Here is an 11,590-nt window from a genome sequence, read left to right on the forward strand (position 1 = left end):
CGGGTTGGCGATGGTGACGGGCTGGCCGTCGAGCAGCATCTCGCCGGCGTCGGGCTGCACGGCGCCGAAGATGATCTTCATCAGCGTCGATTTGCCGGCCCCGTTTTCGCCCAGCACGGCGTGGATCTCGCCCGGCGCGACGGTCAGGCTTACGCCATCGTTGGCGACCACGCTCGGGTAGCGTTTGGTCATGCCTGTCAGCGACAGGCGCGGTGGGAGTGGTGTCACAACAGTTGGCTCGTGGTTTCCGTGCCGCTCACCGCGAGCGCAAGGCTGTCACGGAGGCGGTCTCTTATGGACGTTGACGACACTTCACAACAGGCGATGCCGACGCAGATTCGCGCCGACGCATCGCAGCAATCATCATGGTTTGGTGATGCTTTTCATCAAACGTGAATTATATCTTCCGGCGCAGCGCCAGATGGCGCGGATAGTGCATGGGGGCTGGCGTGCACCTGCCTCTCACGAGGGGGGCAGGAGTGCAAGTCCCGTGCCGGCCCGAATTGGCCGATTTGCGAGGGGTAGCTTGTTATGCCGGGGTATGCAGGTTGCGCTGATGTCCCCCGCGTGGGGCGAATGGGCCGGGCTGCTTGCGGCATGCACCTGCCCGGTGCCTGGGCGCGATCCGTGACTTTGCGCTACAGTTCGCGGTTTGCCCCGGCTGGGATGTTACGTCCGCTGCCGCGCTGTGTTTCCCTCCCATGATTGCTCCCGCACCCGCACGATCCCGCCTGCCTGGTCCCATTCCTGGCTGGCTTTTGCTGCTTGGCATGCTTACCGCCGTTGGCCCGCTGTCGGTCGATATGTATCTGCCGAGCCTGCCCACCATTGCGCGCGACTTGAATACCTCGTCGGCAGCAGCGGGCCTTACGCTCACCGTTTTCCTTATCAGCCTTGCGATCGGCCAGCTCATCTACGGCCCAGCCAGTGACCGCTTCGGGCGCAAGCCGCCGCTGTACATTGGTCTGGCTATGTACGTGGCGGCTTCCATTGGCTGTGCGTTTGCCAAGGACGCCACCATGCTGGCAGTGCTGCGTGGCGTGCAGGGCTTTGGCGGCTGCGCGGGCATGGTGATCGCGCGCGCGGCAGTGCGTGACCGCATGGACCCGGCGGGCGCCGCGCAAGCGTATTCCACCCTGATGCTGGTGATGGGCGTGGCACCCATCCTTGCACCGATGATTGGTGGGGCAGTGCTGCAGGTAGGCTCTTGGCGGATCATCTTTGCGCTGCTGACGGCCTTCGGCGTGCTGGCGCTGGTGGCGGTGCACTACCTGATGCGCGAGACGCTGGCGCCGGAAAAGGCCCGCAAGCTGGCGGTCAGCCACGTGCTGCGCGACTACTGGGAACTGCTGCGCGACCACCACTACGCTGCCTATATGTGGTGCGGCGCCGTGTTCCTGTCGGGCATGTTTGCGTACATCACCGTGTCGTCGTTCGTGCTGATCGACGGTTATGGCCTGTCGCCGTCGCACTATGCGTGGGTGTTCGGCAGCAACGCGGCGGGGATGATTGCTGCCTCGCGTTTGAACGTACGGCTGGTGCGCAAGTACTCACCGGCACGCGTGTTGCGCCGCGCGCTGTGGATTCCGGTGGTGACGAGCGTGCTGGCGACGGCGGCCGCAGCGGCCGGATTCACACCGCTGCCGCTCGTGCTGGTGGCGTTGTTTTGCTACATCGCTTCGATCGGCTGCATCTCGCCCAACACGGGCGCACTGGCGATGGCCGGACAGGGCGCGCGCGCGGGCACCGGCTCGGCGCTGATGGGCGCCATGCAGTTCGGCCTGGGCATGGTCACGGGTACGGTGGTCGCGGCCATTGGTCAGAGCGCGCTGCCGCTGCTGGGCATGATGGCCGTCTGCGCTGTCGGGGCGCTCATCCTGGGTTTGCGCGCCACGCGCGAAGAGCCCGGCGCCTGATTCCCACTATTTTTCTACGCCTCTTGTTCTAGAGGCGTCTTCATCCTTTCATATGACTTTGGCATAACATGCCAGTCACGCTGGTCGTGTCCGACGCCTATGATGAGGGCAGCCGGACCACGATCAGGCGCGGTCTGACCCTGCGCAACTAAGGGTTACTTCTTATATAGAATTTATCAACGTTTTATTAACGTAACGCTTTCGTTTTCATCCGCACGCCGCCAAGCGCGTGCTTTCGAGACCGGGGGTTAAGTTGCAGTGCACGATTCACCGGCTGGGCGAACTGGCGCTGTTGTGCGAATTGCCGCCCCCCGCGACCTTGAATTGCCAGCAGCGTATCTGGGCCATGGCCTCGCGCGCATCCCATTGGGCGGGCGTGGTTGATGTGGTGCCCGGCATGAACAACCTCACGCTCGTGTTTGGCCCGCTGGCTGACGCGCGCGTGCTCGAAACCTTGCTGCGCGAAGCGTGGGAAGAAAGCGAAGCACTGGTGGCCGATGGCAAGCTGGTCGACATCGAAGTCGCCTACGGCGGCGACGATGGCCCCGATCTGCGTGAGGTCGCCAAGCACACTGGCCTGACGCCGGCTGAAGTCGTGCGTCGCCACACTGCTCCCGAATACATCGTCTACTTCCTCGGTTTCCAGCCGGGCTTTGCCTACATGGGCGGCCTGGACAAATCGCTCGCCACGCCGCGCCGTGCGGAGCCCCGCATGGCCGTGCCTGCCGGCTCGGTTGGCATTGGCGGCGAGCAGACGGGCATCTACCCAGCCGCGTCCCCCGGTGGCTGGCAACTGCTCGGCCGCACGGATGCAGCGCTCTTCCTGCCGCAGCGAGATCCCCCCACGCTGCTGGCACCCGGAGACCGCATCCGTTTCGTTGCCTCGAAGGTGCGCACATGAGTTCCTCACGTTCCCAAGCCATGATCGAGATCGTGCGGGCGGGTGTGCTCGCTTCTGTGCAGGACCTGGGCCGCACCGGCTATCGCCGCTTTGGTGTGTGCACGTCGGGCGCGCTTGATCCGCTGTCGCTGTATGTGGGCAACCGCCTGGTCGGCAACCGCAGCGATGCGGCCGGTATTGAGTTCACGCTCGGTAACGCCACGTTGCGCTTCCAGGCCAACGGCCTGATCGCGCTTACCGGCGCTGACTGTCGTGCCACGCTTGACGGCACACCGGTGCACGCCTGGCGCGCCATTCCCGTGCAGCGCGGCCAGACGTTGACCTTGCGCGTGGCACAGGGCGGCGTGCGTGCGTACCTGTGCGTGGCCGGCGGTGTCGACGTGCCAGAGATGATGGGCTCGCGCAGCACGGACCTGAAGGCCGGCTTCGGCGGTTTCGAAGGCCGCTCGCTCAAGGATGGCGACAAGCTGCCCGTGTTGCCGGCCGACACCTCGCACGCACCCGACATCAGCAAGGACGCTGTCGCCGTAAAGGCCGCGCGCTGGACGTTCGATCGCGTGCTGGGCGACACGCCGGTGATACGTGTGCTGCCCGGCCCGGAATACGACGATTACCTTGCCGATGCGCAAGCCGCATTCTGGGAATCGGACTGGACGCTGACCCCCAACAGCAACCGCATGGGCTTTCGCCTGCAAGGGCCGGAGCTCAAGCGTAAGAAGCAGCACAGCGGCGATCTGCTCTCGCACGGCGTGGTGCCGGGCGTGATCCAGGTGCCGCCGTCGGGGCAGCCGATTGTGCTGATGGCCGACGCGCAAACGACCGGCGGTTACCCGAAGATCGGCAGCGTCATCCTCGCGGATCAATGGCGCCTGGCACAGATTCCGCTTGGGCACCGCATCCGCTTTGAGCGCGTAGCGCTGGAAGAGGCCGAAGCCGCGCGCGCCGAGGTGACACGCTATCTGCAGCAGATCGAAACGGCGCTGGACTGGCAGCGCCAGGGCATTCTGTCGACCGCCCGGCGCACCGCCAAGACGCGATTGAATGCCTGAAGCATCGAGATACAACATCATGACGACGATTGATCTGAACGCCGACCTCGGCGAAGGCTGCGACAACGACGAGGCGCTGCTTGCGCTGGTGAGTTCGGCAAACATTGCATGCGGCTGGCATGCCGGTGACGTCAACACGATGCGCCAGACCACGGCGTGGGCGCTGCGCCAGGGCGTGTCGATCGGTGCGCATCCGAGCTTTCCGGATCGCGAGAACTTTGGTCGCACCGAGATGCACTTGCCGCCGGAAGAGATCTACGCCGGTGTGCTGTTCCAGATTGGTGGCCTGTCGGCCATCGTGCGTGCCCAGGGCGGCAAGCTGGCCCACGTGAAGGCGCATGGCGCGCTGTACAACCAGGCCTCGCGTGATCGCCCGCTGGCTGCGGCCATTGTGCGCGCGGTGCGTGATTTTGATCCGTCGCTGGTGGTGTTTGGCTTGGCTGGTGGCGAACTGGTCAAGGCGGCGCGCGAGCTGGGCTTGCAGGCCAAGGAAGAGGTGTTTGCCGATCGCGGTTACAACGCCGACGGCTCGCTCGTCAAACGCGGCACGCCCGGCGCGCTGATCGACGACGAAGCCGCTGCACTCGATCAGACGCTGACCATGGTGCGCGAACAGCGCGTGAGGGCGATTGATGGCACGTGGGTTCCGATCCACGCGCAAACTGTTTGTCTGCACGGCGACGGCGCACATGCGCTGGCGTTTGCGCGACGCATCCGGGAACGGCTCGGCAGCGAGGGGATCGCAGTCGGCGCCGGCACCTGAAGCATGCCCCGCATCTTCCATGCGGGGCTTTTTTTGGCAACTTGGGGGGAGGAAACACCACATGAGTACGGCAGTGAATCTATGGCCGCTGATCGGGGTGGTCGTCATCATCGCGGGGTTCATCCTGCGATTCAATCCGATGCTGGTGGTGGCTGTGGCCGCCATCGCCACCGGTTTTGCGGCTTCGATGTCCATCGACCAAATCCTGACGGCGATCGGGACGGGCATCATCAAGACGCGCACCTTGCCGCTGATCATCCTGCTGCCGCTGGCAGTGGTGGGTCTGCTTGAGCGCCACGGCCTGCGTGAGCACGCGCAGAACTGGATTTCGCGCATTCAATCGGCCACGGTGGGCCGTTTGCTGATCGTCTACCTCGCTGTGCGCGAGCTGACGGCGGCCGCCGGTCTGACGAGCCTCGGCGGTCATCCGCAGATGGTGCGCCCGCTCCTGGCCCCGATGGCCGAAGGCGCCGCAGAGAACCGCTTCGGCAAGCTGCCGGCGCCGGTGCGTGAACGCCTGCTGGCTTTCTGCGCCGCCACCGACAACGTCGGCCTGTTCTTCGGTGAAGACATCTTCGTGGCCTTTGGCGCCATCGCGCTGATGCACACGTTCCTGCTCGGCTCGGGTATCGACGTGGAGCCGCTGCACATCGCCGTGTGGGGCATCCCGACCGCGGTCTGCGCGTTCCTGATCCACTCGGTGCGCCTCAAGCGCCTGGACGGCTGGCTGGCCCGCGAGATGGGTGCTGCCGGTAACACCAACGCGGCCGCGGCCAAGCAGGGGTAAGCGATGATTCTGTCAATCAACTATCTGTACTGGCTGGCCGGGATCATCCTGACGATCACCGCGCTGATGACGTTTGCCGACAAGAACCACCCGCGCCGCTGGACCACGGGCCTGTTCTGGGCGATCTTCGCCGTGATCTTCCTCGTTGGCGACAAGATCCCGCCGATCGTGGTGGGTATCGGTGCTGTCTTGATGGCGCTGCTGGCCGGCATGGGCGGCGTGACGCTTGGCAAGCACGGCGAGCTGCCGGCTGAAGAGCGCCGCGCGTCGGCCAAGCGCCTGGGCAACCGCCTGTTCATTCCGGCGCTGACCATTCCGCTGGTTACCGTCATCGGCAGCGTGTTCCTGAAGGACATCAAGATCGGCGGCGATCTGCTGCTGGACCCGAAGAACCAGACCTTCGTCTCACTGGGCCTGGGCTGCATCATCTCGCTGGGGCTGGCCTGCTGGCTGACGCGTGACACGCCGGTGCAAGCCATGCGTGAATCGCGCCGCCTGACGGAATCGCTCGGCTGGGCGCTGGTGCTGCCGCAGATGCTGGCCATGCTGGGTCTGGTGTTTGCCGACGCCGGCGTGGGCAAGGCCGTGGCGCACCTGACCACCGCCTACATCAACATGGACTATCGCTTCGTTGCGGTGGCCGTGTACTGCATCGGCATGGCGCTCTTCACGGTCATCATGGGTAACGGCTTTGCGGCCTTCCCGGTCATGACGGGCGGGGTGGGGGTGCCGATTCTGGTGGGCGTGTTCCATGCCAACCCGGCTGTGATGGCGGCGATCGGCATGTTCTCGGGCTACTGCGGCACGCTGCTCACGCCGATGGCGGCCAACTTCAATGTCGTGCCGGCTGCGCTGCTGGAGCTGTCCGATAAGAACGCTGTGATCAAAGCGCAAGTCCCGACCGCGCTACTGTTGCTTGCAGCCAATATCGTGCTCCTGTACTTCCTGATGCTGCACTAATCGTGTTTAATGCATCGCGTGCGGTGTGCGTCACGTCGGCGAGTCGATTGCCGGCGTGCGCCACCAATCGTGATCGCCGCCCGGGGAGGGTATCGGGGTGTGCGGTCGTCGACCTCGCATCGCGCTCTTCTCCGGGGGGATTCATGAGCAGCCAGATGACGAGCGGCCGGACCAAATCGGGACGCCGCTTCCTTTGTGTTCTTGCAGCCAGCGCCCTGTCGCTGATTTCGGCCACGCAGGCTCACGCCGAAACATTCCGCGTGGCCACGCCGTATCCGGCCGTCAATTTCCATACGCAAAACCTGCAGGCTTTCGCCAGCGCCGTGAGTGCGGCCACCAATGGCGGCCTCAAGTTTGAGGTGTTCCCGAACGGCACGCTGCTCAAGCCAGCCGTAATCTTTGACGGCGTGAAAGACGGCAAGGCCGAGGCGGGGGAGGTGATGCTCTCCACGCTGGCCCAGCGCGATCCGCTGTTCGGTGTGGATTCGATTCCCTTCGTGGTCTCGGGCTACAACGATGCCCGCCTGCTGTGGGACGCCTCGCGCAGCCGCATCGAAGCCTTGATGAAGGCCAACGGCCTGCGCCTGCTGTACGCCGTGCCCTGGCCGCCGCAGAACCTGTATTCCGAAACGCCGATCGCCCGCTTGTCCGACCTGAAAGGACATCGTTTGCGCACGTATAACGCCGCGCAAAAGCGCATTGCTGAACTGTACGGCGCGCAGGCTGTGCAGGTGGAGGCCGCTGACCTGAGCGCAGCCATTGCCGCCGGGCGCATCGACACGATGGTCACCTCGCCGTCGACCGGCCTGGAAACCAAGGCTGGCCAGCGCCTGACCTATTACTACAAGGTCAACGCCTGGATCCCGAAGAACGCCGTATTCGTCAACGAAGCGCGTTTTGCCAAGCTGCCGCCCGCCACCCAGCAGACCGTGCTGAAACTGGCCAAGGACTACGAGGCACGTGGTTGGGATTCGAGCCGCCTGACCTACGAGCACGATGAAGCCGAGCTGGCCAAGAGCGGCGTGCGCGTGCTCAACCCCGACGTGAACCTGCAGGGTGACATGCGCCGCCTGGGCGAGCGCCTGACGCGCGAATGGCTGCACACGGCGGGCACGGAAGAAGTCGACATCCTGTTGAATTTCGAGAACAAGCGCAGCAAGGCGAAGTAAGGCCAACGCGCGCTTGGGCATGATGTTCGACAGACGTTTATCATCGTTTTTGTCTTACGTAGTTGCAGGAGAACGTCATGCCTACCGTCCTCGTCACCGGCTTTGATCCGTTCGAGAACGAACCCATTAATCCGTCGTGGGAAGCTGTGCGCACGCTCGATGGTCAGGGGATCGCCGGCGCCGAGATCATCGCGCGTCAGTTGCCGACCATCTTCGGTGAATCCAACAAGGTGCTCGGCAAACTGCTGCAGACGCTGCGCCCGGATGTTGTGATCGCCGTGGGGCAAGCCGGCGGCCGCGCCGAGATGGCCATCGAGCGCATCGCTATCAACGTGGACGATGCGCGCATTGCCGACAACGCTGGCAAGCAGCCCATCGATGTCGCCATCGCAAGTGATGGACCAGCAGCTTATTTTTCGACGCTGCCGATCAAGACGATCGTGCGCGAGCTGCGTGCGGGCGGGGTTCCCGCGTCGGTTTCGCAAACAGCGGGGACGTTCGTCTGCAACCACGTCTTCTATGGGTTGATGCACGCCATCGCCCGTCACAAGCTGCCCACACGTGGCGGCTTTATCCACATCCCGTATCTGCCGTCGCAGTCGGCCAAGCATCCGGGGCAGCCGAGCATGGCGCACGATGTCATCGTCGCCGGCTTGCGCATTGCCATCGAGACGACGCTGCGCACGCTGCACGACGTACGCGAAACGGGCGGCCAACTGCACTAGGCAGCCGCCGCCCGTTTGGGGTGGTGGAGCGCGCCGGATCAGTCGGTCAGGCGCGTGTGGCGCTGCAACTCGATGCGTACTGAAGATCCTGGAGCAACATAGCCCGAGGCGACGGGGGCCGTGTCATCCAAAGCGCGGTAGCTTTCGATTTCCACCGGCTCATCGTACGTGGTGGCGGCCCGCCGAACCGGCGTAACAGGCGCCGCCGCGCGGCCTGTTGCACGAGCAAGTGAGCGTGGCTTGGTGGTGTCTGGCGATTTCGAGAGCACTGGCGCGGGTGCTGCCACTGCCTTCGGCTTGGCTGCAACACTGATATCGGGTTGCGCTTCGATGCTCGGTACGGTCTCGGTTTTGTCCGGCGCGGATTCAACCTTGTCTGCAGCCGTATTGGCGGCGACGCTTGGTGTGGTATCCCCGGCAAACGCGTCTTGCGGCGCACTCGGCACGGGTGCTTGTGCAATTGCCGCGTACTGCGCCGGGTCAATGTGGGGAAGCGGTTGCTTACGCTTGCCGGTATGCGTGCCGATCAACGCCGCAGCCACCGTGCATGCGACCCCGATCGCAATGACCGTCAAACGCCGGTGCCATTGTGCACGTGACACCTGATGCGCGGTTGCGGCCGCGGCCAGCTGCGCATCGTCTTCTACGCGTGCCAGTGTGGCGTGGATCGCCCGTACGGCGTGACGCGGCGTGCCAAAGGGTGGTGGCACGCGCACGAAACCCGGTAGGCCCAGGTCGCCGTCAATGGTGAAGTTGAGAGAGTCCACGTCCGTCTCCGCTGATGGCCGCAGAGGGCGCTATTGGCCATTTGCGGGAACAGTCGACATGCTACGAGCCCGTCGGGAGGCGGTCGATCAGACTTATCCTAAAACTGTTGAGGGATGTGTCGGGGACGGGGCGGCCGCTAGCCTGCAGGGTGTACTGCAGGCGGGGAAGCAGCGCGGCGTGTCTTAGGGCGCAGGTGTCCAGTTCGGGTCGTTGAGCTGCTTTTCCAGCAGGCGGATCTGCTGCTGCAGCGAATCAACCTGTGCCTTGTAGGCGCGGCGCTCGACGTCCAGGGCCTGGGTTTGCTGGCGCACGGTCTGTTGCTCTTCCAGCATCTTCTGGCGTTGCGCCTGCATGATGCGGACTTCCTGACTGAGCGAGGCAGCACGCTGCTCGGCAGCCTGAGCTTCGCGCTCGAGTTGTGCTTTCTGGCCGGCGGTGATGGCGCGGCGCAGGTCGTCTTCAGCCCAGGCGCGTGTCTGGCGGGCCAGCGTGTCGTACGCGCCCTCAGCCGGTGCTACCGACGCGAACTTGTACACGCGCCACAGTTCTTTGCGATACGACAGCGCGACGTAAGCCGTGGTGTCTTCGTTCACCAGCAGCAGGCTCGTGCCGTAGTCGCCGTTGTAGGTGGTGCGCAGCTCGGTCAGGCGCTTTTGTGCCAGCAGCTGCTGCAACTCTGCCACGGTACCGGCAGAGGCGGCCGTGGCTGCAGCCGGCGCTTGCGGTGTCGCGGTTTGGGAGTGGGCCAATCCGGTGCTCGCAACGGAAGCTGCGGCAGCAAATGTGAGAACGGTTCGGCGGAAGACGTGAGACATCGCAAGAATCAGAAATCGGAGCCGACGCGACTATATCAGCTTTGCCCTCCGATTCTTGTGGGATCCGTCACACATCGTCAGCAGAGGTGACCGCAGAGGTTTCGCGTCGCCCGAAGTAGCGGGCCGGGGATTGTCCAAAGTACTGCCGGAACATAGCGATGAAATTGCTGGGCGTGGCGTAGCCCAGCGCATCGGCCACGTTGGCAACCTGCTCCCCGGCGGCGAGGCGTTCGAGCGCGTGGACCAGCCTGGCCTGGCGGCGCCATTGCGCAAAGCCGATCCCGGTTTCCGCCAGGAACAGCCGGTTGACCGTGCGCGGCGATACACCGGCCCACTCTGCCCAGGCTTCCAGGGTGCGTGTATCACCCGGCGCATCGACCAGTCTTTGCGCGATGCGTGCCAGGCGCCGATCAGCGGGTAGTGGCAGGTGCAGTGGCTCGCGGGGTGCGTGGCGCAGCTCATCGAGCAGCACCGCCGCAATACGCTGGCTTTCGGGCGAGAGGAATTCGTCAACCGGCCAAGTGACGGCGCGGCGCACGAGTGCACGCATGACATCGCTGATACCGACGACGCATGGCCGGTCAGGCAGATCGGCGCAGCACGCGGGCGCAACCAGCACGAACCAGCCGCTCATCACGCCGCTGATGGTGGCGCTGTGCATCTCGCCCGGCGGAATCCAGCCAGCGCGGTGCGGTGGCAGGATCCACGAACCATGCCGCGTACGCACATGCATCAGCCCACTGTCCACGCAAAAGATCTGGCCACGCAGATGACTGTGCCAGTCGACTTCACGCGTGCCGAACTGGAGCCGGTCGTTGCTCTCGGCAGTGCCCACCACGGCGACGATCTCGGGGCCGTCTGTGCGTTCACTGTACGCCTTGAGGGTGACCAGCTCGGCCGTGGGGCGGGCTGGCATGGCATCGCAGGTGCGAGGTTGCGCGCGCATGTGCGGTTGGCGGGTTTCCAATAGTTTCTGTCCAAACCACGTTATCACGTCTTTGTTGCGGTGCGCGATAGTGACCCCACGGCCCGCAGGGGCCGCTCATGGTCCGCAATCCAAGCAGGGGGAAACATGGCAGCAGCATTGGACAGATTCCGCATCTATGACATCTCGGCATGGCCGATTGTGATGTTGCGCAGTGGCGCCCAGGCGCCAGGGTATGCGCCGCAGTGGGCGCGTGAGATGGAAGCACTGTTGGCGCGCAACCAGCCGTTTGTGGTGATCCACGGCGTTCAGCAGGTCGACGAGGCGCATGAAGATCGACGGCTGCGCGCGGTCTGGCTGAAAGAGAACAAGGCGGCGCTGGCCGCGCAGTGCCGGGCGCTGGTGCATGTCGAGCCTGATCCTGTGCAGCGGCTGGCTGTGCGTGCGCAGGCGGCGATTGCCGTGCAGGCGTTCAAGGTGCCGATGGAAATCGTCGAGAGTTTTGATGCGGCACTGGACGCCGCCCGGCGTGCACTGGGCGATGACTCCGATCAATCGACGCCATTTTCGGAGTGGGCCGATGTCTGAACCGTTGCATGTGACCATCATTGGCGCGGGACTGGGTGGATTGTGTCTCGCGCAGGGGCTGCGCCGTCGCGGTATCGCCTTTGACGTGTTTGAGCGCGACGCCGCCATGGGCAGCCGTCCGCAGGGCTATCGCATCCGTATCGATGCTGCCGGGCAACGGGCGCTGCAGGACTGTTTGCCACCGACGCGCTACACGCTGTTCCGCAAGACCTGCGCGGTGCCGG

General features: G+C 64.5%; 14 protein-coding genes. 10 read left to right on the forward strand and 4 right to left on the reverse strand.

Annotated features, from left to right (window positions below):
* On the reverse strand, nt 1–192 hold a 192-nt coding region (locus JHD73_RS23590), incomplete at its 3' end, for an ATP-binding cassette domain-containing protein (protein WP_199032605.1).
* 509 nt (nt 193–701) lie between these two features.
* Between JHD73_RS23590 and JHD73_RS23595 the strand changes: the two genes are divergently transcribed.
* From JHD73_RS23595 to pcp, 8 genes are all read left to right on the forward strand, one after another.
* The gene (locus JHD73_RS23595) at nt 702–1,916 is read left to right on the forward strand and encodes a multidrug effflux MFS transporter (protein ID WP_199032606.1); all 1,215 of its coding nucleotides are present in this window, start codon (nt 702–704) and stop codon (nt 1,914–1,916) included.
* Nucleotides 1,917–2,169: 253 nt separating this feature from the next.
* Entirely contained in the window at nt 2,170–2,817 is a 648-nt protein-coding gene (gene pxpB / locus JHD73_RS23600; protein ID WP_199032607.1) for a 5-oxoprolinase subunit PxpB, read from the forward strand.
* A complete protein-coding gene (locus JHD73_RS23605; protein WP_269848300.1) occupies nt 2,814–3,866 on the forward strand; it encodes a biotin-dependent carboxyltransferase family protein in 1,053 nt (350 codons plus the stop codon). The genes pxpB and JHD73_RS23605 overlap by 4 nt, the downstream gene beginning before the upstream one ends.
* A 19-nt stretch (nt 3,867–3,885) precedes the next feature.
* Nucleotides 3,886–4,629 carry a 5-oxoprolinase subunit PxpA gene (pxpA, locus tag JHD73_RS23610; protein ID WP_199032608.1) on the forward strand — a complete coding sequence of 248 codons (744 nt, stop codon included), beginning with the start codon at nt 3,886–3,888 and terminating at the stop codon, nt 4,627–4,629.
* 61 nt (nt 4,630–4,690) lie between these two features.
* Nucleotides 4,691–5,416, forward strand: coding sequence for a DUF969 domain-containing protein (locus JHD73_RS23615; RefSeq protein ID WP_199032609.1), 726 nt, complete (start codon nt 4,691–4,693; stop codon nt 5,414–5,416).
* 3 nt (nt 5,417–5,419) lie between these two features.
* Nucleotides 5,420–6,376, forward strand: a complete 957-nt coding sequence (locus tag JHD73_RS23620) for a DUF979 domain-containing protein (RefSeq protein WP_199032610.1) — start codon at nt 5,420–5,422, stop codon at nt 6,374–6,376.
* A 143-nt stretch (nt 6,377–6,519) separates the two neighbouring features.
* On the forward strand, nt 6,520–7,545 hold the full coding sequence (locus tag JHD73_RS23625; protein WP_199032611.1) for a TRAP transporter substrate-binding protein: 1,026 nt from the start codon (nt 6,520–6,522) through the stop codon (nt 7,543–7,545).
* A gap of 77 nt (nt 7,546–7,622) precedes the next feature.
* Nucleotides 7,623–8,270 (forward strand): pyroglutamyl-peptidase I, encoded by a 648-nt coding sequence (gene pcp / locus JHD73_RS23630; RefSeq protein ID WP_199032612.1) that lies wholly within the window; start codon nt 7,623–7,625, stop codon nt 8,268–8,270.
* A gap of 38 nt (nt 8,271–8,308) precedes the next feature.
* Here pcp and JHD73_RS23635 read toward each other — a convergent pair whose 3' ends face one another.
* The 3 genes from JHD73_RS23635 to JHD73_RS23645 all read right to left on the reverse strand — a co-directional run bounded on the left by JHD73_RS23635 (nt 8,309) and on the right by JHD73_RS23645 (nt 10,769).
* Entirely contained in the window at nt 8,309–9,037 is a 729-nt protein-coding gene (locus JHD73_RS23635) for a hypothetical protein (RefSeq protein WP_199032613.1), read from the reverse strand.
* 183 nt (nt 9,038–9,220) lie between these two features.
* The gene (locus JHD73_RS23640; RefSeq protein ID WP_199032614.1) at nt 9,221–9,853 is read right to left on the reverse strand and encodes a DUF2968 domain-containing protein; all 633 of its coding nucleotides are present in this window, start codon (nt 9,851–9,853) and stop codon (nt 9,221–9,223) included.
* A gap of 67 nt (nt 9,854–9,920) precedes the next feature.
* Nucleotides 9,921–10,769 carry a helix-turn-helix domain-containing protein gene (locus tag JHD73_RS23645; protein WP_199032618.1) on the reverse strand — a complete coding sequence of 283 codons (849 nt, stop codon included), beginning with the start codon at nt 10,767–10,769 and terminating at the stop codon, nt 9,921–9,923.
* 156 nt (nt 10,770–10,925) lie between these two features.
* On the opposite strand from JHD73_RS23645, the gene JHD73_RS23650 reads away from it, so the two are divergent.
* Both JHD73_RS23650 and JHD73_RS23655 read left to right on the forward strand, forming a co-directional pair.
* Nucleotides 10,926–11,366, forward strand: a complete 441-nt coding sequence (locus JHD73_RS23650; protein WP_199032615.1) for a hypothetical protein — start codon at nt 10,926–10,928, stop codon at nt 11,364–11,366.
* Nucleotides 11,359–11,590, forward strand: a 232-nt coding sequence (locus JHD73_RS23655; RefSeq protein WP_199032616.1) for an NAD(P)/FAD-dependent oxidoreductase, incomplete at its 3' end; no start/stop codon positions are given. The genes JHD73_RS23650 and JHD73_RS23655, both read left to right, overlap by 8 nt.

Origin of the sequence: Ralstonia sp. ASV6 (assembly GCF_016429285.1) — a bacterium.
GTDB classification, from domain to species: domain Bacteria; phylum Pseudomonadota; class Gammaproteobacteria; order Burkholderiales; family Burkholderiaceae; genus Ralstonia; species Ralstonia flaminis.

Coding starts and splice junctions, on each gene's coding strand:
- JHD73_RS23595 (WP_199032606.1), top strand. CDS start 702: ATGATTGCTCCCGCACCCGCACGATCCCGCCTGCCTGGTCCCATTCCT.
- JHD73_RS23605 (WP_269848300.1), top strand. CDS start 2,814: ATGAGTTCCTCACGTTCCCAAGCCATGATCGAGATCGTGCGGGCGGGT.
- pxpA (WP_199032608.1), top strand. CDS start 3,886: ATGACGACGATTGATCTGAACGCCGACCTCGGCGAAGGCTGCGACAAC.
- JHD73_RS23615 (WP_199032609.1), top strand. CDS start 4,691: ATGAGTACGGCAGTGAATCTATGGCCGCTGATCGGGGTGGTCGTCATC.
- JHD73_RS23620 (WP_199032610.1), top strand. CDS start 5,420: ATGATTCTGTCAATCAACTATCTGTACTGGCTGGCCGGGATCATCCTG.
- JHD73_RS23625 (WP_199032611.1), top strand. CDS start 6,520: ATGAGCAGCCAGATGACGAGCGGCCGGACCAAATCGGGACGCCGCTTC.
- pcp (WP_199032612.1), top strand. CDS start 7,623: ATGCCTACCGTCCTCGTCACCGGCTTTGATCCGTTCGAGAACGAACCC.
- JHD73_RS23640 (WP_199032614.1), bottom strand. CDS start 9,853: ATGTCTCACGTCTTCCGCCGAACCGTTCTCACATTTGCTGCCGCAGCT.
- JHD73_RS23645 (WP_199032618.1), bottom strand. CDS start 10,769: ATGCCAGCCCGCCCCACGGCCGAGCTGGTCACCCTCAAGGCGTACAGT.
- JHD73_RS23650 (WP_199032615.1), top strand. CDS start 10,926: ATGGCAGCAGCATTGGACAGATTCCGCATCTATGACATCTCGGCATGG.